This is a genomic window from Leisingera sp. ANG-M1 (assembly GCF_000813745.1).
GTDB lineage: Bacteria > Pseudomonadota > Alphaproteobacteria > Rhodobacterales > Rhodobacteraceae > Leisingera.
This window is the reverse complement of record NZ_JWLC01000010.1, coordinates 149,417-172,817: the sequence shown is the minus strand read 5'-3', so window position 1 is coordinate 172,817 and position 23,401 is coordinate 149,417. Positions and strand designations below refer to the sequence as shown.

Annotated in this window: 27 protein-coding genes; 15 read left to right on the top strand and 12 right to left on the bottom strand. The window is 62.4% G+C overall.

The window, feature by feature from the left end:
- Nucleotides 1-132 precede the first annotated feature (132 nt).
- Entirely contained in the window at nt 133-2,331 is a 2,199-nt protein-coding gene (gene uvrB / locus RA19_RS09620) for an excinuclease ABC subunit UvrB (RefSeq protein WP_039162076.1), read from the top strand.
- Between the two features lie 51 nt (nt 2,332-2,382).
- Here uvrB and RA19_RS09615 read toward each other — a convergent pair whose 3' ends face one another.
- Complete coding sequence (locus tag RA19_RS09615; protein WP_039162005.1) at nt 2,383-3,009, bottom strand: hypothetical protein; 627 nt, start codon at nt 3,007-3,009, stop codon at nt 2,383-2,385.
- 495 nt (nt 3,010-3,504) lie between these two features.
- On the opposite strand from RA19_RS09615, the gene RA19_RS09610 reads away from it, so the two are divergent.
- Entirely contained in the window at nt 3,505-3,972 is a 468-nt protein-coding gene (locus tag RA19_RS09610; RefSeq protein WP_039162003.1) for an aminoacyl-tRNA deacylase, read from the top strand.
- A gap of 58 nt (nt 3,973-4,030) precedes the next feature.
- On the opposite strand, the gene RA19_RS09605 is transcribed toward RA19_RS09610, so the two are convergent.
- A complete protein-coding gene (locus tag RA19_RS09605; RefSeq protein ID WP_039162001.1) occupies nt 4,031-4,306 on the bottom strand; it encodes a TFIIB-type zinc ribbon-containing protein in 276 nt (91 codons plus the stop codon).
- A gap of 154 nt (nt 4,307-4,460) precedes the next feature.
- Between RA19_RS09605 and RA19_RS09600 the strand changes: the two genes are divergently transcribed.
- Entirely contained in the window at nt 4,461-5,072 is a 612-nt protein-coding gene (locus RA19_RS09600) for a hypothetical protein (RefSeq protein WP_039162000.1), read from the top strand.
- 12 nt (nt 5,073-5,084) lie between these two features.
- On the opposite strand, the gene RA19_RS09595 is transcribed toward RA19_RS09600, so the two are convergent.
- Both RA19_RS09595 and RA19_RS09590 read right to left on the bottom strand, forming a co-directional pair.
- Complete coding sequence (locus tag RA19_RS09595; RefSeq protein WP_039161998.1) at nt 5,085-5,492, bottom strand: universal stress protein; 408 nt, start codon at nt 5,490-5,492, stop codon at nt 5,085-5,087.
- A 105-nt stretch (nt 5,493-5,597) separates the two neighbouring features.
- Nucleotides 5,598-5,921 carry an antibiotic biosynthesis monooxygenase family protein gene (locus tag RA19_RS09590; protein ID WP_039161997.1) on the bottom strand — a complete coding sequence of 108 codons (324 nt, stop codon included), beginning with the start codon at nt 5,919-5,921 and terminating at the stop codon, nt 5,598-5,600.
- 154 nt (nt 5,922-6,075) lie between these two features.
- On the opposite strand from RA19_RS09590, the gene RA19_RS09585 reads away from it, so the two are divergent.
- Both RA19_RS09585 and RA19_RS09580 read left to right on the top strand, forming a co-directional pair.
- Nucleotides 6,076-6,735, top strand: coding sequence for a hypothetical protein (locus RA19_RS09585; protein WP_052261727.1), 660 nt, complete (start codon nt 6,076-6,078; stop codon nt 6,733-6,735).
- Nucleotides 6,736-6,762: 27 nt separating this feature from the next.
- Complete coding sequence (locus tag RA19_RS09580) at nt 6,763-7,248, top strand: HugZ family pyridoxamine 5'-phosphate oxidase (RefSeq protein WP_039161995.1); 486 nt, start codon at nt 6,763-6,765, stop codon at nt 7,246-7,248.
- 11 nt (nt 7,249-7,259) lie between these two features.
- Here the strand turns inward: RA19_RS09580 and RA19_RS09575 are convergent, their stop codons facing one another.
- The 3 genes from RA19_RS09575 to RA19_RS09565 form a co-directional block, all read right to left on the bottom strand.
- The gene (locus RA19_RS09575) at nt 7,260-9,545 is read right to left on the bottom strand and encodes a hypothetical protein (protein WP_039161993.1); all 2,286 of its coding nucleotides are present in this window, start codon (nt 9,543-9,545) and stop codon (nt 7,260-7,262) included.
- Nucleotides 9,546-9,641: 96 nt separating this feature from the next.
- Nucleotides 9,642-10,043: a DUF4864 domain-containing protein gene (locus RA19_RS09570; RefSeq protein ID WP_039161991.1), complete on the bottom strand. Its 402-nt coding sequence runs from the start codon at nt 10,041-10,043 to the stop codon at nt 9,642-9,644.
- Nucleotides 10,044-10,183: 140 nt separating this feature from the next.
- Complete coding sequence (locus RA19_RS09565) at nt 10,184-11,827, bottom strand: lysine--tRNA ligase (protein WP_039161988.1); 1,644 nt, start codon at nt 11,825-11,827, stop codon at nt 10,184-10,186.
- 236 nt (nt 11,828-12,063) lie between these two features.
- Here RA19_RS09565 and RA19_RS09555 point away from each other — a divergent pair, with 236 nt between their 5' ends.
- Both RA19_RS09555 and RA19_RS09550 read left to right on the top strand, forming a co-directional pair.
- On the top strand, nt 12,064-12,486 hold the full coding sequence (locus tag RA19_RS09555) for a tellurite resistance TerB family protein (protein WP_039132891.1): 423 nt from the start codon (nt 12,064-12,066) through the stop codon (nt 12,484-12,486).
- A 205-nt stretch (nt 12,487-12,691) separates the two neighbouring features.
- Entirely contained in the window at nt 12,692-13,090 is a 399-nt protein-coding gene (locus tag RA19_RS09550) for a DUF2513 domain-containing protein (RefSeq protein ID WP_039161983.1), read from the top strand.
- A 19-nt stretch (nt 13,091-13,109) separates the two neighbouring features.
- Here the strand turns inward: RA19_RS09550 and RA19_RS09545 are convergent, their stop codons facing one another.
- On the bottom strand, nt 13,110-14,021 hold the full coding sequence (locus RA19_RS09545) for a PLP-dependent cysteine synthase family protein (RefSeq protein ID WP_039161982.1): 912 nt from the start codon (nt 14,019-14,021) through the stop codon (nt 13,110-13,112).
- 113 nt (nt 14,022-14,134) lie between these two features.
- On the opposite strand from RA19_RS09545, the gene RA19_RS09540 reads away from it, so the two are divergent.
- Nucleotides 14,135-14,518: a winged helix-turn-helix transcriptional regulator gene (locus tag RA19_RS09540; protein ID WP_039161979.1), complete on the top strand. Its 384-nt coding sequence runs from the start codon at nt 14,135-14,137 to the stop codon at nt 14,516-14,518.
- On the opposite strand, the gene dacB is transcribed toward RA19_RS09540, so the two are convergent.
- Nucleotides 14,506-15,993 carry a D-alanyl-D-alanine carboxypeptidase/D-alanyl-D-alanine endopeptidase gene (dacB, locus tag RA19_RS09535; RefSeq protein ID WP_039161978.1) on the bottom strand — a complete coding sequence of 496 codons (1,488 nt, stop codon included), beginning with the start codon at nt 15,991-15,993 and terminating at the stop codon, nt 14,506-14,508. The genes RA19_RS09540 and dacB overlap by 13 nt on opposite strands.
- A 123-nt stretch (nt 15,994-16,116) precedes the next feature.
- On the opposite strand from dacB, the gene RA19_RS09530 reads away from it, so the two are divergent.
- Nucleotides 16,117-16,944, top strand: coding sequence for a DMT family transporter (locus tag RA19_RS09530; protein WP_039162073.1), 828 nt, complete (start codon nt 16,117-16,119; stop codon nt 16,942-16,944).
- Here RA19_RS09530 and RA19_RS09525 read toward each other — a convergent pair.
- Nucleotides 16,933-17,538 carry a nicotinate-nucleotide adenylyltransferase gene (locus RA19_RS09525; protein ID WP_039162071.1) on the bottom strand — a complete coding sequence of 202 codons (606 nt, stop codon included), beginning with the start codon at nt 17,536-17,538 and terminating at the stop codon, nt 16,933-16,935. The genes RA19_RS09530 and RA19_RS09525 overlap by 12 nt on opposite strands.
- A 217-nt stretch (nt 17,539-17,755) precedes the next feature.
- Nucleotides 17,756-18,259, bottom strand: coding sequence for a hypothetical protein (locus tag RA19_RS09520; protein ID WP_039161977.1), 504 nt, complete (start codon nt 18,257-18,259; stop codon nt 17,756-17,758).
- Nucleotides 18,260-18,447: 188 nt separating this feature from the next.
- On the opposite strand from RA19_RS09520, the gene ettA reads away from it, so the two are divergent.
- From ettA to RA19_RS09505, 4 genes are all read left to right on the top strand, one after another.
- Nucleotides 18,448-20,115, top strand: a complete 1,668-nt coding sequence (gene ettA, locus RA19_RS09515; protein WP_039161975.1) for an energy-dependent translational throttle protein EttA — start codon at nt 18,448-18,450, stop codon at nt 20,113-20,115.
- A gap of 9 nt (nt 20,116-20,124) precedes the next feature.
- Nucleotides 20,125-20,649 carry a hypothetical protein gene (locus RA19_RS26535; RefSeq protein ID WP_152615725.1) on the top strand — a complete coding sequence of 175 codons (525 nt, stop codon included), beginning with the start codon at nt 20,125-20,127 and terminating at the stop codon, nt 20,647-20,649.
- Between the two features lie 401 nt (nt 20,650-21,050).
- Nucleotides 21,051-21,422 (top strand): eCIS core domain-containing protein, encoded by a 372-nt coding sequence (locus tag RA19_RS09510; protein WP_039161974.1) that lies wholly within the window; start codon nt 21,051-21,053, stop codon nt 21,420-21,422.
- A gap of 139 nt (nt 21,423-21,561) precedes the next feature.
- The gene (locus RA19_RS09505; protein WP_039161972.1) at nt 21,562-21,774 is read left to right on the top strand and encodes a hypothetical protein; all 213 of its coding nucleotides are present in this window, start codon (nt 21,562-21,564) and stop codon (nt 21,772-21,774) included.
- Here the strand turns inward: RA19_RS09505 and trxC are convergent.
- Complete coding sequence (gene trxC / locus RA19_RS09500; RefSeq protein ID WP_039162070.1) at nt 21,771-22,196, bottom strand: thioredoxin TrxC; 426 nt, start codon at nt 22,194-22,196, stop codon at nt 21,771-21,773. The two genes, RA19_RS09505 and trxC, sit on opposite strands and share 4 nt — an antisense overlap.
- A 130-nt stretch (nt 22,197-22,326) precedes the next feature.
- Here trxC and RA19_RS09495 point away from each other — a divergent pair, with 130 nt between their 5' ends.
- Together RA19_RS09495 and RA19_RS09490 are read left to right on the top strand one after the other, a co-directional pair.
- Nucleotides 22,327-22,710, top strand: a complete 384-nt coding sequence (locus RA19_RS09495; RefSeq protein WP_052261726.1) for a hypothetical protein — start codon at nt 22,327-22,329, stop codon at nt 22,708-22,710.
- A 61-nt stretch (nt 22,711-22,771) separates the two neighbouring features.
- A complete protein-coding gene (locus tag RA19_RS09490; protein WP_039161970.1) occupies nt 22,772-23,344 on the top strand; it encodes a L,D-transpeptidase in 573 nt (190 codons plus the stop codon).
- The last annotated feature ends 57 nt before the right edge of the window (nt 23,345-23,401 follow it).

Below are 23,401 nucleotides of genomic sequence, written 5' to 3'. Positions count from 1 at the left end.
AAGGTGGCAAATGCCGCGCATTTCTTGCGTTTTGCGCTGCTGCCACAGGCATTTGCCCGCCACGGCGCCGAATGCCCCTTGAACAAGAACAAAAACAGACCAAAATCAGCGCCGTTCCAAGGAGTCGCCCAGATGCCCTATGCCCATTCAGACAAGTCCATGCCGATGATGACCCAGCGGGCACCGCAGCAGCGGCCCAAGCTGGAAGGCGGCAAGCGCTTTGTCATGAACACCACCTTTGACCCGGCCGGCGATCAGCCGGTGGCGATCGAGGAACTGTCGCAGGGCGTCCTGGACGGCGAGCGCAACCAGGTGCTCTTGGGTGCCACCGGCACCGGCAAGACCTTCACCATGGCCAAGGTGATCGAGGCGACCCAGCGCCCCGCCATCATCCTTGCCCCCAACAAGACGCTGGCAGCGCAATTGTACGGCGAATTCAAAGGGTTCTTCCCGGAGAACTCAGTCGAATACTTCGTCTCCTTCTACGACTACTACCAGCCCGAGGCCTATGTGCCGCGCTCCGACACCTATATCGAGAAGGAAAGCCAGATCAACGAGCAGATCGACCGGATGCGCCACTCGGCCACCCGCGCCTTGCTCGAACGCGACGACGTAATCATCATTGCATCTGTCTCCTGCATCTACGGCATCGGCTCGGTCGAAACCTACTCGGCGATGACCCAGGATCTGAAGGCCGGCGAAATGTACGACCAGCGCCAGATCATGGCCGATCTGGTCGCCCAGCAGTACAAGCGCAACGACCAGGCCTTCCAGCGCGGCTCCTTCCGGGTCCGCGGCGACACCCTGGAAATCTTCCCCGCCCACCTCGAAGACCGCGCCTGGAAGCTCTCCTTCTTCGGCGAGGAGCTGGAGGCGATCACCGAATTCGACCCGCTGACCGGCGAAAAGACCGGCACCTTCGAGCAGATCCGCGTCTATGCGAACTCCCACTACGTGACGCCGAAACCCACCCTCAACCAGGCCGTTGTCTCGATCAAACAGGAACTGAAACAGCGGCTCGAGGGCCTCGTCGGCGACGGCAAACTCTTGGAGGCGCAGCGGCTGGAGCAGCGCACCAACTTCGACCTCGAAATGCTTGAGGCTACCGGCCACTGCAACGGGATTGAGAACTACTCCCGCTACCTCACCGGCCGCGCCCCGGGCGAGCCGCCCCCCACCCTGTTTGAATTCATCCCCGACAACGCCATTGTCTTCGCCGATGAAAGCCACGTCTCCGTCCCCCAGATCGGCGGCATGTACCGCGGCGACCACCGGCGCAAATTCACCCTGGCCGAACACGGCTTCCGCCTGCCCTCCTGCATGGACAACCGGCCCCTCAAGTTCGAGGAATGGGACGCCATGCGCCCGCAATCGGTCTTTGTCTCCGCCACGCCTGCAGGCTGGGAGATGGAGCAATCCGGCGGCGTCTTCACCGAACAGGTGATCCGCCCCACCGGCCTCCTCGACCCCGAGGTCGAAATCCGCCCCGTCGACATGCAGGTGGACGATCTGCTGGACGAGGTCCGCAAGGTCACCGCCAACGGCTTCCGCACCCTGGTCACCACGCTGACCAAACGCATGGCCGAGGACCTCACCGAATACCTGCACGAACAGGGCATCAAAGTCCGCTACATGCACTCCGACATCGACACGCTGGAGCGCATCGAGATCCTGCGCGACCTGCGCCTTGGCGCCTTCGACGTGCTCATTGGCATCAACCTCCTGCGCGAGGGCCTCGACATCCCCGAATGCGGCCTGGTCGCTATTCTGGACGCCGACAAGGAGGGCTTCCTGCGCTCCGAAACCTCGCTGATCCAGACCATCGGCCGCGCCGCCCGCAACGCCGACGGCCGCGTCATCATGTATGCCGACAAGATCACCGGCTCGATGGAACGCGCCCTGGGGGAAACCAACCGCCGCCGCGAAAAACAGATCGCCTACAACCTCGAACACGGCATCACGCCTGAGACGGTGAAGAAAAACGTCGAGGACGTTCTGGCCGGCCTCTACGAGGGCGACGTCGACATGAACCGCGTCACCGCCACGGTGGACAAACCGATGCACGGCGCCAACCTGGAGGCACATCTGAACGGCCTGCGCGACGAGATGCGCAAGGCGGCGGAGAACCTCGAATTCGAAGAAGCCGCCCGCCTGCGCGACGAGGTCAAACGTCTGGAGGCAGTGGATCTGGCCATATCAGACGACCCGCTGGCGCGGCAGTCTGCGGTGGAGGCGGCCTCCGAGGCTGCCGTCAAATCGCGGGGGCGGTCAACAGCCGGCAAGGCCGGGACACGGGCCTACCGGGGAAAGTCGCAGAAGAAGTTTTCGTGAAGTAGAATGGCAATTAGCATAGCCTACCTGTCTGACTAAGACTTGGCTTAGTTAGAGTTCTTCGCCTGCTTTCAGGAGAGGGCATCTTTTCCCATTTGAATATGCCCTCAAGCTGTCCCGAAATTTCTCTAGCGGTTCCGCGGAACTGTAGGTCAACTCAAAGCTCATCTCCGGGCGAGTGGCTTTGCCATATCTGGTGTACTCAACTGTCCTGTTCATAGACCAAATTTCAGGATACTCCCGTTTGAGCTCCAACTCGATCTCGGGTGTGAATTCCCCCTGAAAATGGGGAAAATCATACGGCCAGTTTGAGTTTGGGAACCGTTTCCTTATGAACCGTCTGGCCCGCTGGATCTGATCAAGTTGCGGTGAATAGGAACCGCGGAACTTCAAATCCAAAATATGGAACTTTAGGCTCTTTTGTTTTTTGAGCCTGACTGGCTCCTCAGCGATATCTTGCAAGGTTTCGATATGCAGAGTGCGTTTGTAGCCAGTGAGTTCGTTGTTTTCCTGGGTTGGCTCAGCAGTTCGGGAAAAAGTCAGCTTGCAATGATGAAGAATGATTTCAGAATACCCCATCGCGGCTAGAGCACCACGCAGCGCTATAGTTTCGTTGCTTTCCGCACTCGCAGAAGCTGCGAAAAATGAAAGTAAAACGGCAAGAATGCGCAAGCTCATTTGTTCCTTAAGGCTGCACAAGACTTGGAGGCAAATGCCTGCGCTGCTTTTTGGTCAAGAAATAGAGGGCGTTAGGTTGCCCGTTGTTGTAGGTGGGAAATCCAACTTTCTCAACAACCCAGCGCCCGATCCCGAGGGTGGGCGTTCGCGCCCGCCCTGGGGGGGGCGGGTCGGGCGCGATGCACGGCAAAGCCGTGCAATTGGCTCCGCAAAACTACCAAAAATCAAGTAACCCCCTGTTAACAAATAGTGTTTCGCAGCGAAACCCCTTTTCCTTTACACCCTACAGCACCCGCTGCCCCGCCCCTCTTGCCCGACTCACCCCTCCTGCCCCACACTGGAGGGCACCAGAAACTACGGGGCGCCCCGGCTTGCCGCTTGCTGCGCCCAGTGCTGAAGACGCCGCACCTCCAGTGACCCAAGACACATCCGCGGCGCCAAGGACCTGAGCCACCAGCGGCCGGGGGGTCCCACCCTGAACAGGAGGACCCAACGATGATCGCCTCACGCCTGAAACATCATCTCGAGGCACAGGGCCTGCCCTTCGGCACCGTCCGCCATCCCTATACCGCCACCGCGGCTGAATGCGCCGAAAGCGCCCATGTGCCGGGCGACCATCTGGCCAAATCGGTGCTTATTCACATGGAAGAAGGCCCGGTGCTGGCGGTGATCCCGTCCAACCACCATGTCGACCTGCACGCGCTGCAGTCGATGATGAACCGCCGCCTCGGGCTGGCGCCGGAATATGAGCTGAACCAGGTCTTCGACGATTGCGACCCCGGCGCGGCGCCTTGCGTCGGCGCAGCCTACCATGTGCCCACGGTGATCGACGACAGCCTGACCGGGCTCGACAAGGTCTGGTTCGAAGCCGGCGACCACAAGACCCTCATCGAGATGAAGGGCCGCCACTTCGATCAGCTGATGCAGGACGCCAAACACGGCTCCTTCTGCACGGTTCACTGACACCGGCACCAGCACCGGCCTGCCGCCCCCGTTTGACCGGGGCGGCGCCTATTGCCGGTCAGAAATCGAACAGATCTTCCAGGAAGTTCTTCTTTTTCTTCTTGTAGTACTTCTTGTCGTATTTCCGCTCGTCATGCCGGTCATACTCCCGGCTGCGCTCCTCATAGCGCTGCTGCGGCTGCGGTGCCGCCTGTGCAGGCTGTGCTGATCGCTCGATAATCTTGTCCAGCTCGCCCCGGTCCAGCCACACGCCGCGGCACTTCGGGCAATAGTCGATTTCGACCCCCGCGCGGTCGCTCATCACCAGCTGGGTTCCATCAATCGGGCACTGCATTTGCATCTCCTGTCACAACTCACGCCACTCAACTGGGCAGCCTTGGGGCAGGCTGCAAGGCAAGGCAGCCGTAAAAATGCAGGATTTGCGGGATTCCGCCCGTTTCCAGGCAGCTGACCCATGGTAAGCTTGCTGCAAACCCAAGGAGGCACATATGAGCAGCAAAACCTTGCAAGCCGGGCTTCTGGCCCTGATCCTCGCCGCCGCGCCCGCCCATGCGCGGGCCGGGGAAGGCGGTGGTGGCGGCGGCGGCGGCAGCGCCCAGGGCGGCGGCCAGAGCAACGCGCTCAGCGCTTCGGTCACCCGATCGGTTGTCAACATCCTGACCCGCGGCTTCGACCGCTGCGGACGGCTGCCCCGGAACTTCAAGTTCGACTGTTTCCGCCACACCTACAAGCTGGCCCGGCAGAAACTGGACAGCAATCAGGCCTATGCCGAGGCCTCTCAGGCGCTGACGCTGGTCGAGGATACGCTGACCAAAGCCGTCAAGAAGAACCTGGACCCGTCCCAGAAGAACGTGCGGCTGGGTCTGAACGTCTACCGCGCAGTCAAACCCGCCGCGGTGCCGCAGATCAAGCGGCAGACCGAGCAGGCAATGCGCCAGGCGGAAACCATTCTGCTGCGCTCACCGGCCGCCAAGCAAGTGCAATATGCCCGCATTGCCGAAGCGGTGAACTCCAACAAGATCCTGCTGCGCTCTGCGATGCTGCCCGGCGCCGCGATCCGGCTGGCCTGGCAGCTGCTGAAAAAGGCGGTCCCGGCCTGACGGCCCGCCGCGTCAGCGCACCACATGCACGGCACAGGCGGCGTGGCGCACCACGTGGCCTGAGGTCGACCCCCACAGCAGATCCTGCATTGATGGCCGGTGCGAGGCCAGGATGATCAGATCCGGCTGGTTCTGCTCTGCCCAATCCAGGATGGTGCGGCCGGAATGGCCTTCGACCAAAGCGCCTTCGGCATTGGGCAGGGTCTGCGCCAGCCCGTCGAGCTCGGCCTGCAGCGCGCTGCGCGTGTCCTCCATGAAATCGGCCGGAATGTAAGAGATTGCATAGGCCGGCACCTGCTCTATCACATGCAGCAGCGTCACCTTGGCGCCCGGCGCAGACAGCAGCCGTGCTACTTTGAGCGGCCCGTTAACATCCCGCTCCGGGTCAAAGGAAATTGGCACCAGAATATTGTGATACATGGCTAGTCTCCTTGGGTTACTGACGCTTCGAGAGTAGCTATGCCGCCGGAACCCCGCCTTGACCGGGGTCAAGGCAGGACAGCTTTTCAGTGCCGGTGCAGGAGGTTACGAGCCAAAAACCTCCGCCACGTCATACATCACCGGCTCGAAGCTGCGGCACAGCTCGTTGATCTTGCGGTTGCGTTCGCGCATCTCGGGGCTGCGCAGCATGGCCATGAAATCCTCGCGGCGGCGCCATTGCGAGTAATTGGCGATGCGGGTCTGGGCGTCATTCACATGCAGGCCGGCCGCAATAAAGCCGGGCTGTTTCGAAATGAAATCGGAATAGGCGTCCTGCAGCGCCTCCAGCAGATCCTGGCAGGTCCCGGGCGTCATCTCGAATGTGGTGATAACGGTCTGGATATCAGCGGTTTTTGCTATTGTTGGCATTGGCTCCTCCGTTGACTTCCCCCAGCCTACGCCCGTTTGCGCCAGAAGCGCACGACCTTTTTTCACCGCCGCACGCATTTGAACCGCCGGGACCATTTAACACAACCTTAACCATAAGCCGGGACTCTTGCCGCAGTCTGTTAGAGCCATCGGAATGAAATCTGCCTTTGCCGCCTGTCTTGCCCTGGCGCTGGCCCAGCCGGCGGCCGGCGGCGCATGGCCTGAGAAACCGGGCCGCGGGTTTGCTTCCGCAAGCGCGACCTACCGCCAAAGCGATGGCAAGGGAGCGCATGAACTGGGCTATTACGGGGCTTACGGGCTTGCACCGAAACTCACTCTCGGGGTCGATCTGAACCAGAATGCGGATGTCTCCGGCCATGCGCTGCTGTTTGCCCGCCTGCCGCTGTGGCACGCGGGGCGCAACAGGCTGGCGGCTGAGGCGGGGATCGGCGGCAATCACTTCCAAGGCAGCTGGCAGGTGATGCAGAAGACTGCTCTCTCCTTCGGGCGCAGTTTCCGCACCCGCAACGGCAGCGGCTGGCTGGCCATTGATGCCGCCTATGAGCTGCGCAACGGCGGCGAGGACGGTATCTGGAAACTCGATGCCACCCTGGGCCTGCGGCGGCCTGGCAAATTTGCCCCGATGCTGCAGATTGAAACCTCGCGGCCGGAAAGCGGTGAGCTCTCTTATGCGGTCACCCCGTCCCTGCGCTATGCGCTCAGCCCCCGGCAGGAGCTGGTCCTGGGGCTGGAGCACCGCCGGGCGCAGCAGCGCAGCCTTGGCTTGAAGCTGAGCTTGTGGCAGAGGTTCTGAACTCCGCTGCAAATACCTGAGGCATGCATGGCCGATCCGATCCGCCCCGCCGATGACGGCGCCCGCCGCCTGGCGCAAAGCCTGATGGCCGAGGCGCGCTTTGCCGCGCTTGGCGTGCTGGCCGAAGACGGCAGCCCGCTGGTCACGCGGGTCGCGTTCGGGCTGGATCCGCAAGGCGCGCCGGTCAGCCTGGTCTCGGACCTGGCGCTGCATACCCAGGCGATGCGGCAGCGCCCGGCCTGCTCGCTGCTGGTGGGGGAGCCTGGCGCCAAAGGCGATCCGCTGACCCATCCGCGCCTTAGCCTGGTCTGCCAGGCCGGCTTCCTGACGCACGGCGCCCCCGGGCATGCGGAACTGGCTGCGCATTACCTGCGCAGCCACCCCAAGGCCAAGCTCTACATTCAGTTTGCCGACTTCAGTTTTGTCCGCTTCCGCATTACGGCGGCGCATCTGAACGGCGGCTTCGGCAAAGCGTTTCACCTGGGCCCAGCGGACTTGCATCCGCAGGGCTGACCGGCTTTGGGTCAGCTGTCCATGCGCAGGATCACCTGTACCTCGCCCTTGACCGCCTCGCCCCAGCGCAGATGGATCTCATCATTGGCAGAGCCTTGCAGCACCTCGGTATACGGCGTGATGTAGCGGGTGCTGTTGCCGCTGGTCCGCAGGGGGCCCATCGGGATCACGCTGTCGACATAGCGGGCATAGCCCTGGAACGGCAGCTGCCCGTCCGCATCAACGCTCCACGATGTTGACGCCGAGTTCTGATCGTGCCGCACCCGCAGCGGGTTGGCGGCATGGGTGGTGATGTTGTGGTACATATTGCCGGTGAAAACCACGTTCTTGGAGCGGGTGAAATCCAGGTCCGCAAAACTGGTATCGACCCGCTCGGCCCGGTCGATGCTGCCGTTCAGGGAGCGGAACTTGTTGCCGGTAACCGACACCCCGTTCAGGTAATGGCCGCTGCCATAGGGCTTCACAACGATGTAGCTGAACCAGTTGGCGACATCGCCTGACAGAAACACATTGGCGTTGATGGACAGGGCGCTGAACGAAAAGCCGCCGGTGTTGTCCGGGCTGGGGTCGCGCTCGTTGGTCCATTCGATGAAGCAATTGTCGACGTAGTTGTCCGACACCGTCGAGGTGCAATTGTTGGAGGTCAGCACCAGCCCCGCGGTGCGCACCCCGCCCGGGATGCTGTCCCCCTGGAAGAAATGGTTGCCGGTCACCGTGTTGTTGCCGCCGCCCAGAATGGCGAAATGGCGGAACCTCGTGGCCCGGTTGCTGCGCAGCTTGGCGTCGTTGTTGTTGACGTTCAGCCCGATGCTGACACGGTCAGGGACATCCAGCGGGTCCTCGTTGGACAGGAACTGGCAGTTATCGATCAGGATGCCCTGGCAGCCGGTGCCGATAGAGGTGATGCCGCGGTCCAGCGGCCGCGAGATGAAGCAGCTGTCGAAACTGTTGACCGATCCCGACGGCGGCAGACGCACGGCGCTGCAGCGGCCGTTGCACTGGAACTCGATGCCTTCGAGGCCGAATTTGCTGAGCGCGCTGAAGCCGCTGAAATCGACCATGTATTTAAAATCGCGGAAGGTGAAGGTCTGGGTGCCTTCGGCATCATAGAGCGCGGTGCTGAGGGTCAGCTCGCCCGCGCCGGTGTTTTTGGACTTCACATAGACCTCGCGGCCGACGCCTGCGCCTTCGACCAGCGCGCCGACAGCAATGTTGGCGATATTGGCGACATTGGTCAGTTTTTTGGAATCCGAGGCGCTGTAGGTCGCCTGCGAGGTCACCACATCGGTGTCCCAGGCGGCGCTGGAGGCTGCCTCGATCTGGCCGTTGCGGATGACCCGGCGGGTGGCATAGGAGCTTTTGTTCGGCACCGCCGCCTGCATATCGACCGGGCCGGTTACACTGACCTTGCGCCCCTTCAGGTCCAGCGATTCATGGTCCACGTTGTTGATCAGGGCCTGGAACGCCTTTTTGAAGGCCAGCTCCTCGTTGCCGAAGGCGGCGGCGTAAGAGGGAAAGTCGAAGTTCTTGGTCAGCAGCAGCATTTCGTCATCGGGCATCGAAACAGTGCCTTCAAACACGGCCTCGCTGCCCAGCGACACGGTGCTGTTCAGGTAGAATTCGCCGGCGGGCACCAGGATGCGGCGGCCATCGGCAGCGGCATCAGCCGCTTCAAAGGCCGCGGAGCAGTCAAAGCTGCCGTTGCCCACGGCGCCATAGTCGGTCACGTCCACCAGGCTCAGCATGTCGCGCAGGAAGGCGCTGGTAATGTCGGTGATCTCGATATCGTCGATCCGCACCACGCCGCCGTTGGCGCCGGTCAGGTCAAGGCCGAAATGGCCGTAAGCCGCGGTGCGCCCCCAGGGCATGTCGACACCGCCGCGGCTGCCGCTGCCAACGATGCCGGTGACCTCGACTGCGTCGCCATAGGTTGTCAGCGCCACCTGCGGCGCCGTTTCGTCCACGCCGCTGATATGGCTGCCGTTGCTTGCCGCGGCCCAGCCTGCGATGCGCACCGAAGGCAGCGCGCCGCTGACCGCCTTGATGCGCGCCTTGATCTGCAGATAGCAGCCCGGCTGCAGCGGGGTTTCCCCCATGAAACGGAGTTTCTGGGTGTTTTCGGTCTTCTGCAGCTCCAGGCAGCCGCCAAAATCCGGATCCGCCGCGACAAAGACGGCATTCGCAGCGCCATCATAGGTGTCGGAGCCGGGGGTGCCGTCGCCGCTGGACCAGACGTTCAGGCCGTCCGCAAATGCGGGCGGCATCAGCTGCAAACCTTCGGTGATCGCCTTGTTCATGGAAAACCCTTTCCTGCTGCGCATGTCGCGTTCGGGGAAAAGGATCTACACTTGCCGCGTTAACATCGCCCGAGAGGGGCGTACGCAGGGGGCATTTCAGGTGCTCTCACCCTGCCCTGTCAGAAGCTGTACCGCGTTGATTTTCCAGCCGCTTTCCAGCTTAATCATTTGGTAATCCAAGAGGTGCACAGCGCCATTTGCATCAGTGATCATCACCCGCTGCCACAGGCTGCCAGCCACGTCGCGCAAGGCGAGATAACGCACCTCGGCCGGGCGCCAGACCATCGGATAGCCCTGCCGCACCATCTGGCCGAAGCGCTCGGGCGTTTCAAAAATCCGGCGGATCGAGGGGGAGGCATGGGTGAAGGCGGTTTCGAAATCGTCCCGCAAAAAAGCGGCGATCTGACTGTCGATCACCGCCGTAACCGGCGCCTTCTGCGCTGAGGCTGGAAGGGCCAGTACCAAAACACTCGTGACAGCAAGCAACAGCTTGCGCATCTGCCCCCTCCAACACCCAGACCTCACAGGTAGCTCACGGCAAGGTGAGGTCAATGTTTTGCTTCGGGGAGCTTTGGAGCGGAAAAACAAAAGGGAGCGCAAGCGCTCCCTTTTACAAATACCGTTAGCGTTTGGCCTGCTTACGCCAGCTCGCCCGCCAGCGCCTTTTCGATCAGCGCAATGGTGTCTTCAACGCCATACAGCGCGATAAAGCCGCCGAAGCGCGGGCCTTGGGAAGCACCCAGCAGCACTTCGTAGATCGCCGAGAACCAGGCGCGCAGCGGCTCGAACCCGTGGATCTTGCCGATGGCAAAGACCACTGACTGCAGGAATTCCTCGTCTGCGAAATCGGCCTCAGGCAGCGGGTCGGTGTTGCCTGCGATCTCGTTCTTCTTGGCAATGGCCGCCAGCGCGGCGTCCGAAGACTTCAGCGCATCCGCCAGATCCTGCAGCGCCGCGCGCTCCTGATCGGTGGGCAGGCGGAAGGTCTTGGCCGGTTTCACGAAGTCGTTGAAGTAGGCCACCGCAAAGCCCGCGGCCTGATCCATGCCCGGGTGGGTTTCCGGTGTCGCGTCAGGCGCATATTTGTTGATGAAGCCCCACATGGTGGCTTTGTCTTCGGCGCTGGAAGCGGAGGCCAGGTTCAAGAGCATCGAGAACGGCACCACCATATCCGACTGCGGCACGTCGCCTGCGTGGATGTGCCAGACCGGGTTGTTTAGCTGTGCCTTCAGGTCTTGCCCATGGTAGGCGCGCAGCTGCTGGTGATACTCATCCACCGCCTTGGGGATCACATCGAAATGCATCCGCTTGGCGGTCTTGGGCTTCTGGTACATGAAGTAGGCCAGGCTCTCGGTCGAGGCATAGGTCAGCCATTCGTCGATCGAGATGCCGTTGCCGGAAGTTTTCGAGATCTTCTGGCCGTTGGCATCCAGGAACAGCTCATAGGTGAAATGCTCCGGCGCACGGTGGCCCAGCACCCGGCAGATGCCGTCATAGATCGGCGTATTGGTGGAGTGGTCCTTGCCGTACATTTCAAAGTCCACGCCCAGCGCTGCCCAGCGGGCGCCGAAGTCCGGTTTCCACTGCAGCTTCACGTTGCCGCCGGTGACCGGCAGGGTCCATTCCTTGCCGTCTTCGTCGTCGAACGTGATGGTATAGGTCTCGGCGCAGACCTTCTTCATCGGCACGTACAGAACGCGGCCGGTTTCCGGGTGGATCGGCAGGAAGATCGAATAGGTCTGGCGGCGCTCTTCCCGCAGGGATTTCAGCATGATCGCCATCACGTCGTCATATTTTTCGACGGCGCGCTTCAGAACCTCGTCGAACTGGCCGGATTCATAGAAATCCTTGGCCGAGTAGAAATCATACTCGAAGCCGAAAGTGTCCAGGAACCGGCGCAGCATGGCATTGTTGTGGTGGCCGAAGCTTTCATGGGTGCCGAACGGATCCGGCACGCTGGTCAGCGGCTTTTGTAGATGGTCATGCAGGCTTTCCGGGTTCGGCACATTGCCCGGCACCTTGCGCATGCCGTCGAGGTCATCCGAGAAGCAGATCAGCTTGGTCGGGATGTCCGAGATCACCTCGAAGGCTTTCTTGATCATGGTGGTGCGGGCGACCTCGCCAAAGGTGCCGATGTGCGGCAGGCCGGAGGGGCCATAGCCGGTCTCAAACAGAACATAGCCCTTTTCCGGCGCGCCCTTGGCATAGCGTTTGAGCACCCGGCGGGCTTCTTCAAACGGCCAGGCTTTGCTCTTGAGAGCTTCTTCGCGCAGATCAGACATAATGTTCTCCAACGGCGTCTGTGGTTTCGGGATCACCGGAGGCGCGGGGCGCAACCGGACGTGCCTCTCTATTGTGCCGATGCAGCATGAGTCAATAATGCCACCCCTTGCGGAGCAGGGTTTTGCGGCGGGCTTTGCGCAAAATTTGCCGCGGTGCCGCAGGCTGTTGTTGAAGTGCTGCGCGGGCATACCTATCCTGATTGGGTCAATATTGAGAGCAGATAAGGATTTCGTCCATGAGTGAGCAAACCCCGCACCCGATGACCCCGCAGGACTGCCTGGTGGCGCTGATGGTGGCGGTATCGGCCTCGGACGAGAACATCCGCACCTCGGAGCTGGTCAAGATCCAGTCGGCGGTGAACATGCTGCCGGTGTTTGCAGACTACGATATCGACCGGGTCAGCCGCATTTCGCAGACTGTGCTGGACCTGTTCGAGCAGGAAGACGGGCTGGCCGCACTGTTCGGCCTTATCCGCGGCGATCTGCCGGAGCGGCTGTTTGAGACCGCCTATGCGCTGTCCTGCGACGTGGCCGCCGCCGACGGTATCCTTGGCGAGACCGAACTCGAGTTCCTGGCCGAGGTCCGTTACGAGCTGAACATCGACCGGCTGCATGCCGCCGCCATCGAGCGCGGCGCTCGCGCGCGGCATATGGTCTGAACGATAAGAAAGGATTGGGGGCTCTGCCCCCGGCCTGACGGCCTCCCCCGGGATATTTTGAGCCAGAAGAAATGGCGTGCCGGCGCGGCTGCTTGACCTAGCGGAACTTGCCTGCACAGCATAGCGGCCTTGCACAACCCGGACTTGTGCGCGGGATCGTTCCGCACCATTTCGCCGCGGTGTGATTGTGCAAGGGTTCAGGCCAATGGCGGCGTGGCAGCGGGATATTGATGAGATCCGGAAACTCCTTCTCGAAATCGAGGCGGGGCGGGGGGGCTATTGCACCCTGCCGCAAGCCGCGGCTGCGGCGATGATGCTGCCGCTGGACGGCTGCTTGCCGGAGGCCGGGGCGCGCAAACTGGCGTATCACCTGGAGCTGCTGGAAAGCGCCGGATTTGCCCGCTTCTCGCGGCTGGCCGGCGGCAATTGGGTGGTGCACGGGCTGACCTGGGCCGGGCATGAGTTTCTCGACAATATCCGCTGCGACAACGCCTGGGGCGCGGCTAAGGACCGGCGCGAGGCCCTGGGCGGCTTCAGCATGGCAATCCTGGCCGAACTGGCCCGGGACCTGATGCGCGCGCGTGCCTTTGCCGCAGGAGGCTGATACGGCGCCCAGGCGGGCTTCAGCCGTGCAGCCCGCAGTTCAGGTAGCGCAGCCCGGTGTCGATCACCACGGTCACAACCCGCTTGCCCGGGCCGAGTTCCCGGGCCCGCTGCAATGCGGCCCAGATATTGGCGCCCGAAGTGATGCCGCCCAAGAGCCCCTCCTGCTGCGCCAGCATGCGGGCGGCGGCGAAAGCGTCCTCGTCGCGGACCGGCACCACATCATCAATCAGATCGCGGCGCAGGATCTTTGGCAGGAAAGACAGGCCGATACCCTCCAGCTGGTGGGTGCCGCTGGTATCACCGCCGGAAAGGTTGCGCACGTTGTAAGGCTCGATGGCGGTGATGCGGGTATCCGGGTTGTGCTGCTTCAGAATTTCGGCATTGCCCGAAATGCAGCCGCCGCCGCCCGCGGCCATCACAAACTCATCCACCGGACCGTCCAGTTGCGCCAGGATCTCCCGGGCCATGCCGTGGTAGCCGCGCTTGTTGTCCATGTTGTTGACCTGATCGGTCCAGAACACGCCGGGTTCCGCCGCCAGCTGCTTGGCGCGGGCAATGGTGCGGTCAATGACGCTGGCGGTCAGGATGCCGCCTTCGGCGTGAATGACCTCCACCTTTGCCCCATAGGCCCGCATGGTCTGCAGCTTTTCCTCGGAAAACGCGTTTGAGGAAACGAAATGCGCCTGGTAGCCGCGCGCCGCGCATACCATCGCCAGGGAACTGCCGGTGCTGCCGCCGGTATATTCGACCACCCGCCCGCCGGGTTGCAAATCGCCGCGGCGTTCCGCCCCTTCGATCATCGACAGCGCCATGCGGTCCTTCATACTGCCAGTGGGGTTGGCGCCTTCCCACTTTACCCAAACCTCGGCGCTGTCCGGCCCGGCCAGGCAGCTGAGCCTTACCAGTGGTGTGTTTCCAATTGCTTCCATGCGGCGTCTCCTGTGCACACGACTCACTTTCAAATTGCAAGTCACTCTGCATGAGTGGCTTTCATTTTGAAAGTGTCTTATTCTGGCTGGGATGAATTTCCCTGGAGCCCCGCATGACCCAGCCGCAAACCGCCTTCCGCTCACGCTGTTCGATTGCCCGCACGCTGGACGTTCTGGGGGACAAATGGACCCTGCTGGTGGTGCGCGATCTGATGTGGCATGGCAAGCATACCTTTCAGGAGCTGCAGGCCAGCGAAGAGCACATCGCCGCCAACCTGCTGTCAGAGCGGCTGAAACGGCTGATGGGCCTGGGGCTGATCACAAAGGAGGCTTATCAGGACCGCCCGGTCCGCTACCGGTATACGCTGACGGACCAGGGCCGCAGCCTGGAGCCGGTCCTGCTGCAGATCATGGGCTGGGGGCACGTGCATCTGGGCGGCGGGCTGTATGATCCGCAGACCGGTAAAACGGTGGCAGAGGCCGGTCAGCTGCCGTAAACAGCGCCCCATCGTTCGATCAGCTGCTGCTGCAGCTGCTTGGCGCGGCGGTTCCAGCTTCGGGCGCCTTGCGGGCGCTCCCGCTGGGCACGCGGAATGCGGGCGCGGGCCTTCTGGTCGGCGGTAAAAATGGCAAAGGCCAGCTCGGTGCCGTCGGCCGCGGTCATGAAGCCGCCGAGGCCGGAGACGAAGTTCAGCGTGCCGGTCTTGGCCGCAACCTGGATCGGGTGGCCCTTGAGAATGCGGCCTTTGGCGTCGCGCATCGGGAAGCGTTTCAGCAGCGGTTTCAGATGGCCGGCCTTGTAGGCCGCCACCAGAGCCCCGGTCAGGTCGCCAGGTGTCATCCGCGAGGCATCGCCAAGGCCCGAGTGGTCCACCAGTTTTGTGCCGGACATGCCATATGTCCCGGCCGCCCAGCGGCTCATCTCTGCCGCCGAAGCTTTCAATGAAGCTGGCCGTCCGGCGCGGCGGGCAGTAGCCGCCATGCCGATCATTTCAGCCATCAGGTTGTTGGAATATTTCAGCATCGCCTTCAGCATCACATCCATCGGCGGGCTGTGGTGCTGCGCCAGCAGCTGTGCCTCGGGCAGCGATTTAGCGGTGCGCGCTTTTGGCAAGGCAATACCATTGGAGCGTGCCAGGGTGCGGAACACATCCCCCGCATATGCGCCTGGATTGCGCACCGGCAGCCAGCGCGCGCCGCCTTTGCCCAGCGCCTTGCTGGCCACGGTCCACTGATCCACCCCGCCCCTATCCGCGTAGGTGTAGACCGGCACCGCGCGGGATTCGATCTTCATCCGGGCTGTGGCGACTTCGGGGCGGTACTTCTCGGTGCGCGCATCCATGGTGATGGCCCAGCCGCCGCTGGAGGCGCGCTTCCATTCGAAATGCACCCGGTTGAAATTAAGCGCAATGCCGCTGACTGCCGGGGAGTAACCGACGTGGTCGGGCTGGCCCGGATCAATTGTCCTGATTGCAGGCAGCGCGCCCTCCCAGACCAGGAACCGCCCACGCACTTCGCGCACGCCGGCGGTCTTCAGCGCCTTGGCCAGCAGCGCCAGATGGTCGGTGTTCAGCATTGGATCGCCGCCGCCGGCCAGGATCAGGTCGCCCTTGACCACACCGCCAGCCACGCCGCCGGTGGCCAGGATGCGGGTCTCAAACCGGTGATCCGCCCCCAGCACATCCAGCGCATAAAGCGCGGTCAGCGCCTTGGCGACGCTGGCGGGCGGCAAAGCCTCTGCCCCGCCAGAGGATTCCAGCACCTGGCCGGTCTTCACATCCGCCACCGCGCAGACCGCGTGGCCGGTCAGCTTGGCCCGTGCCAGCAGCGCTTTCAGCCCGTCCGAGCCCGCGGCCAGCGAACTGACGCGGCGGGCCACCGGGCGCAGGGAAACGGCCGGAGCATTGGCCAAAGCAGAAGAGCCCGCCAATGCGGCAAGCCCGGAGAGGAGGAACATCCGGCGCGAAGTCATAGGTTCTTTTTGGCGCAGGACTTCGGCGGCTTCAATCCCCGTTTCCCGGTAATCCGCCTTTGGACCGGACGGTTGAAGATCCGGGGTTTTGCCCCGGCGGATCTCCTGCTACCGCTGGCGCCCATGTTACAGGCAGTTCTTTTGATGTTCGCGGCGATGTCGATGATCCCCGCAGGCGATCTTTGCGGCAAGCTGCTGACCGGCGGCGGGCTGGCGGCACCGGCCTTTGTTGCCTGGTCGCGGTTTGCTATCGGCACCCTGCTGATCCTGCCCTTTGTGCCGCGCCGGGCCTATACACTGCTGCGCGACCCGCGGCTGTGGCTGCGCGCCGGGCTGCTGACCGGCGGCATCTTCTCGATCCAGTTCGCGCTGCAGACCGAGCCGCTGGCCAATGTCTTTGCCGCCTTCTTCATCGGCCCCATTGTCAGCTACGTTCTGTCGGTGCTGCTGCTGCGCGAACAGGCAACGCTGTTGCGCAGCCTGCTGATGGCGCTGGGATTCCTCGGCGTGCTGATCGTGGTGCGGCCCGGGCTGGGCGGCTCCGTCAACCTCATGTGGGCACTGCTGGCCGGCTGTTTCTACGGCTGTTTCCTGACCAGTTCGCGCTGGCTGGCGCATGTGGGCTCGCCGCTGGAACTGAGCCTGACCCAGCTGCTGCTGAGCGCGGTGCTGATGCTGCCGTTGGGCCTTTCCAGCCTGCCCGAGTTCACGCCGTCAACCGCGGCGCTGACGGTGGGGAGTGCGGCATTTTCGATGACCGGCAATCTCTTGCTGCTGTTTGCCTATGCCCGCGTGCAGGCGGTGAAGCTGGCGCCGATGGTCTATTTCCAGCTGGTGGCCGCGGTGGGCCTGGGCTGGGCGGTGTTCAGCGACCTGCCCGACCTGTGGACCTGGGCCGGGCTGACGGTGGTCCTGTCGGCGGGGCTGGCCTCGGCGGCTTTACGCCGCTGACCACTCGCCGCGGGCGCGGATCTCGGTTGAGCTCGCATCCACCATCGGCACGTTGACGAAGCACCAAGCTGGGCTTTCGGACTGTGCCAGTAGATGGCTTTCGCAGCCCTTCAGCATGGCGTGACGGTAGATCGTTGCTGCAGGCGAAAACCGCGCCGAGATGCGGTCATTCGGGCGCGCCAATACGCCCACCGGCACCGTGTCGAGGATCTGCCGCCAGTCCTTCCAGCGGTGGAAATGGGTGAGATTATCCGCCCCCATCAGCCAGACAAAACGCACGCCAGGATGGCGGCGGCGCAGATGGCGCAGGGTTTGGGCGGTGTAGCGGGTGCCAAGATCTGCCTCGATGCCGCTGATATGGATGCGCGGATGCCGGATCAGTTTTTCGCAGGCCTCAATCCGCCGCCTCAGCGGAGCCGGCTGGCGGACTTTCAGCGGATTGCCTGGCGACACCAGCAGCACCAGGTGATCCAGCCCAAAGGCCGTGAGCGCTCCCTGCGCAATCGCCGCATGGCCCCGGTGCGGCGGATCAAAAGATCCTCCCAGCAGCCCGACGCTCTGCCCCGGACGGATATGCGGCAGCTTACAAACCATGAAGGCCTTGATGCGCATAATTTGCGGGCGAGATCAATCACATGTTGAGCGGCGCCTTCACGCAACAGAGGGCCGTGCCCGGCCTCGGGCGGGTGCGTAGCGCCCTCCCGTGGGGGAGGTCGGGCGCTGCCCGTGCTGCGCACGGGACGGTTTGAATTACAGCGTCTTGCCTACCACAAGCTCTTTAGCCTCATTCAGTGCAGCCCTAGCGGACTGTCTAGTTGATCCAGCAATGTTCTTCAAAGTAAGCCAGCACTTCCGGAAGCCCGTCCAGACTAATTTTTTGCTCCCCAAGCGAGGATGTCACATGGGCATTTGCCTGCGGATCGCGGGACAAGGCTGTCAACATTGCCCTTATGATTTTAGCATCATCAGTTTTCCGTTTGGGCAGCAAACGGTGTGGGCCAGGTTTCTTGTTTTGACTAAAAGCAAACGCCTTACCCCCGACACTAAGCTGGGCAGGAAACCTTCTGGGAAGATCTGACCCAAGACCAACCATCGGCGTTATTGCGTTGCGGTACTTCGACCCCCAAAGCAACAGAGACACAGACGCTTCCCGGGAATTGCAATCCGGCTGATCGCAGCGGAGTGCCTGGCAGGAAAGGCCATCCCGGTCTGTCTTTGCTTCAATAACAGACCACCCCTTGATAACCGTTTGGCTCTTAATCTCCAGCGCGCTGGCGAAGGAAGACAGCGATAAGCAAGCCAGGAATGCGCACATAGCGGCCAAGGATCTCAAATTTATTCCTTTCAATTCCAGTCGGCTCGTTTCCGAACCCTAGCGCCCGCTGAAAGGCCTGCCAAGCCAGGCACACAGCGGCGCTCGGCAAGGTAACCTTTGAATTGCCCCGCCGCCGCCCATCCGCTATCACTCCCGCCAGCGATTTCCCCCCTTAACGGAGCGAGCACATGGCCTCCTACCAGTACGTCTACCACATGCAGGGTGTCTCCAAGACCTACCCGGGTGGCAAGAAATGCTTTGAAAACATCCACCTCTCCTTCCTGCCCGGCGTGAAGATCGGTGTGGTCGGCGTCAACGGCGCCGGTAAGTCCACGCTGATGAAGATCATGGCCGGCCTTGACAAGGACTTCACCGGCGAGGCTTGGGCGGCCGAGGGCGCCAAGGTCGGCTACCTGCCGCAGGAGCCGCAGCTGGACGAGAACCTGTCTGTGCGCGAAAACGTCATGCTCGGCGTCAAGGCGAAGAAGGACAAGGTCGACCGCTTCAACCAGATCGCGGTGGAGATGGCCGAGAACTACACCGATGAGCTGATGGCCGAAATGACCGAGCTGCAGGACGCCATCGATGCGGAGAACCTGTGGGATCTGGACAGCCAGGTCGACGTCTCGATGGAGGCGCTGCGCTGCCCGCCGGATGACGCGCCGATCAAGGACCTGTCGGGTGGTGAGCGCCGCCGGGTGGCGCTGTGCAAGCTGCTGCTTGAAGCGCCCGACATGCTGCTGCTCGACGAACCGACCAACCACCTGGACGCCGAGACCATCGCCTGGCTGCAGCAGCACCTGATCGACTACAAGGGCACCATCCTCTGCGTCACCCACGACCGCTACTTCCTGGACGACATCACCGGCTGGATCCTGGAGCTCGACCGCGGCCGCGGCATTCCTTACGAGGGCAACTATTCCGCCTGGCTGGAACAGAAGGCGAAACGCCTGGCACAGGAAGCGCGCGAGGACAAGGCCAAGCAGAAGACACTGGAGCGCGAGCTGGAGTGGATGCAGCAGGGCCAGAAAGCCCGCCAGGCGAAGTCCAAGGCCCGTATCGCCGCCTATAACGAGATGGCCAGCCAGTCCGAGCGTGAAAAGGTCGGCCGCGCCCAGATCGTCATTCCGAACGGCCCGCGCCTCGGCTCCAAGGTGATCGAAGTCAACGGCCTCGCCAAGCACTTTGGCGACAAGCAGCTGATCGAAAACCTGGAATTCTCGCTGCCGCCGGGCGGCATTGTCGGCGTGATCGGCCCCAACGGCGCCGGTAAATCGACCCTGTTCAAGATGCTGACCGGCCAGGAGCAGCCCGACGAAGGCACCGTGGAATACGGCGACACCGTCAAACTGTCCTATGTCGACCAGTCGCGCGATGATCTGAAGGACAATGAAACTGTCTGGGAAGCGATCTCCGGCGGCGCCGAGATCATCGAACTGGGCGACGCGCAGGTGAACTCCCGCGCCTATTGCTCCTCGTTCAACTTCAAGGGCGGCGACCAGCAGAAACCGCTGAGCCTGCTGTCCGGCGGTGAGCGCAACCGCGTCCACATGGCGCGCCTGCTGAAAGAGGGCGGCAACGTGCTGCTGCTCGACGAACCGACCAACGACCTCGACGTGGAAACCCTGCGGGCGCTGGAAGACGCGCTGGTCGATTTCGCCGGCTGCGCCGTGGTGATCTCGCACGACCGTTTCTTCCTCGACCGGATCTGCACCCACATCCTGGCCTTTGAGGGCGACGCGCATGTGGAGTGGTTCGAGGGCAACTTCGAGGACTACGAAGAGGACAAGAAACGCCGCCTGGGCCCCGACGCGCTGGAGCCCAAGCGGTTGAAGCACAAGAAGTTTGTGCGGTAACTCATGCGATTGAGCCTGATTCACTGGCTCTTAGTGGTGACTGCCAGTTGTCTGGCGGTCGCCACTCCGGCAGCTGCTTTGGACCCCAAAAACGAGGTTCGTATATCCGGCTGGCATGTCTTTACAGCAATGACCGAGTTTCATGGCTTATCTTGTCAGGCCCATCGTTGCGACCGCCAGAATTGTCAGGATCCTAAAACTCGCGTCTTGCTCAAACTTTGGGGTTCGCAGAACCGGAATGCCGTTACGCCAGTGCTTGACTTCGGGCGGAGCATTCCGGACGATTCATCGGCATCCGCCAATATTTCAGGGATTTCTTTCGCGTTTTCCCGTTCGAAACTAAAGGGATCGGTGAAACTTGTTCCCACGAATGCGAGTGATGACAAGGCTTTCATAGCGGCTGTACAAGAGGCGGCTCTCGCAGATCGGCGTGCTAAACTGATAGTGTCTTCACCACTCGGATCTCACAAAATCAAACTGCAAGGATTACCCGAAGTGCTGGCGTACTTTGAGCAATATTGCAGCATTCGCTAGAGTTACTCTTCATTTCTAAACCAAATCCAACACTAGGCTCGCGCCTGACCTTGGGAGCGATCGGATGCGCCTTCGTCATGCTGAAAGCATGCCTCCGGCATGACGGGAAGGTCAGGCGCGGGCCGTGCAGCTGGCGCCTCACGTCCCAATAGGTACAAAACATTAGGGCTGCGGCTGCCTGGGCGGGCGCGAATGCGCCTGCCGGGGGGCAGGCAGGCGCAGCCCGGGCCTTAAGCGGCCCGGGGACGTTGGCTCCACCACCGGAATACAGCTTCTATACGTTTGGCTGAGCGGTTGGCCTCGGCCTTCCCGCCCTCTTTGCCCTTCCCGCCCTTCGCCCTACCCTCACCACAGGCGCCCCCGCGCCCATGTGCTGGTTAAAGCGTTGGAAAGGATCCCCCATGACTCTGAAACCGGAAGAGGTGAAGGCAGAAGTCGAGGCGACCAAAGGCCGGAAGGCCAAGCGCAGGAAGCTCAAGACCGCGCCGGAAGGCACCACCGAGAAGAAACTGCCCGGCGACCTGCGCAAAGGGCTGGAGGCGCATTTCGGCGGCAACCTGGGCAAGGTGCGGGTGCATATGGGCGGCAATGCCAAGGAAGTCTGCAAAGAGCTGAAGGCGCGTGCCTTTACCGTTGGCAATCATGTCTATGTGGCGAAACCCGCCTATGCCAAGGACTCTTACCTGCTTGCTCATGAGATGGCGCATGTGCTGCAGCAGGGCAAGGGCAAGATGCCCAAGGCCAAGGACGGCGTGGCGCTGATCTCGAAATAACGCCGGGCTGCTCTTTCGGGGCGACCGCCCGCATCTTTTCGCCGCAATTTAAGCCATTTTTTAACAATTTCCTGCGGAAGATAGGGTTGAGAGACGATACGGCCGCCAGGTTAGACTGGTGGCTGGAAAAGGAGGCGCCATGGCTTGGGCCGGTATCATTCTGGGCATGATTGCGGGGTTTGCGGCCGCAGTGCTGGGGTATGCGGCGGCCGGGCTGAGCGTTTGGGTGAGCCTGCTGCTTTATCCTGGCGCAGGGCTTTCCGTTGCGATGCTGGTGATTGGCGCCGCGGCCTTGCGCAGCCGGATGCAGCCGCAGCCGCGCCTCAAACCCGCCCTCGGCGGCCGGGCTTAACCCTTTACCCAACTCACGATCTGGCCCTGGCGCATCACGCCGGCCTGGCGTTTCTTTTCCTTGCCGCGTTCAAAAGCGACCAGAGTCGGGATTCCGCGGATGCGGTAGCGGGCGCCGGTGGATTGGTGCGCCTGGGTATTCAGCTTGACCAGCCGGGCCTTGGCGCCAAGCGCCTTGGCAGCCTTGGAGAACTCCGGCGCCATGGATTTGCAGGGGCCGCACCAGGGCGCCCAGAAATCGGCCACCAGCGGCAGATCGTCGTTTTGGACTGCTTTCTGCAGCGTCGCCGGATCCACATCCACCGGTTTGCCCGGCAGCAGCGCTTCACCGCAGGTGCCGCACTTCGGCCCCTTGGCGAGCTTCTCCTCCGGCACCCGGTTCAGCTGGGCACAGGTCAGGCAAGTCAGTGTCTTGGCGCCCATGGCAGCTCCTCCGGTTGCGGACATGCCCTGATACAGCCGCAGCCTGGCCCGCCGCAAGAGCGGCTGGCAGCGCATCACAAACCTGTCACCGGGGATGGCAACCGCAGCGTCCGGTTCCGATGTCGGATGCATGAAACAGATTCTCCGCCTCCTGCCGCCCCTCGCCGCCGTTCTGGTTGCCGCAGAACTGGCCCATCTCCTGAACCTCACAGCCGCTTTGGGTGCGCATCCCTGGTGGGCCGGCAAGGTAATCTGGCTGGGCGCGCTGCCCGGCCTGGCTGTTGCGCTTGCCGCCGGGCGGCTGCAGCTGCCGCGCTGGCTGACAGCCGGAGGCTTTGCCGCCTTCGGCGCTGCCGCCTTTGCGGTTGCCAGCACAGGCAAGGCGCGGTTTGCCGCTTCCTACGCCGAAGACCTGCTGGCCGGGCAGTTCTGGTACTTCGGCTGGATCGCCGTCTGCATGCTTGCAGCCGCCGCACTTGCAACAGTTGCCCGCCCAGCTGCGCAAGCCCGTTGACCGGAAGCCTCTGCCACCGGAAGATGAGAAGCAGAGACAACGGAAATTCGGAGGTTTGGCCATGCTGACACGCCGGGACATCCTGAACACTGGCACTGCAGCCGCGGCGGCGGCGCTGCTGCCGCTGCCTGCACTGGCGCGCAAAAAGGACCCGCCCCCTTTTGATCCCGTCCCCCAGGAGGTGCGCATCAAGAAAGAATTCGCCCCTGGCCAGATCCTGGTGCTGCCGCGGTCATTTTATCTCTACTACGTGACCGAACCCCGCAAGGCGATGCGCTATGGCGTTGGTGTCGGCAAGGCCGGGCTTGAGTTCACCGGCTCTGCAGTAATCCAGCGCAAGCGGGAATGGCCCAGCTGGCGTCCGACCCCGGAAATGATCGAACGCGACCCCCGCGCCTATGCGAAATTCGTCGACAATGAATATATTCAGCCGGGCGGTCCGAAAAACCCATTGGGTGCGCGGGCGCTATACCTGTACCAGAACGGTGTCGACACCTATTTCCGCATCCACGGCACCAACCAGCCGCAAACCATTGGCCACTCTGTGTCCAATGGCTGCATCCGGATGCTGAACGAGCATGTGACGGATCTGTACGAGCGGGTGCCGCTGGGCACTGTGGTGACGGTTCTTTAGGCACAGTCTTGCCGGAATCTGCGTCGAAACCCCGCGTCATTCCGCATTTTTCTTGCG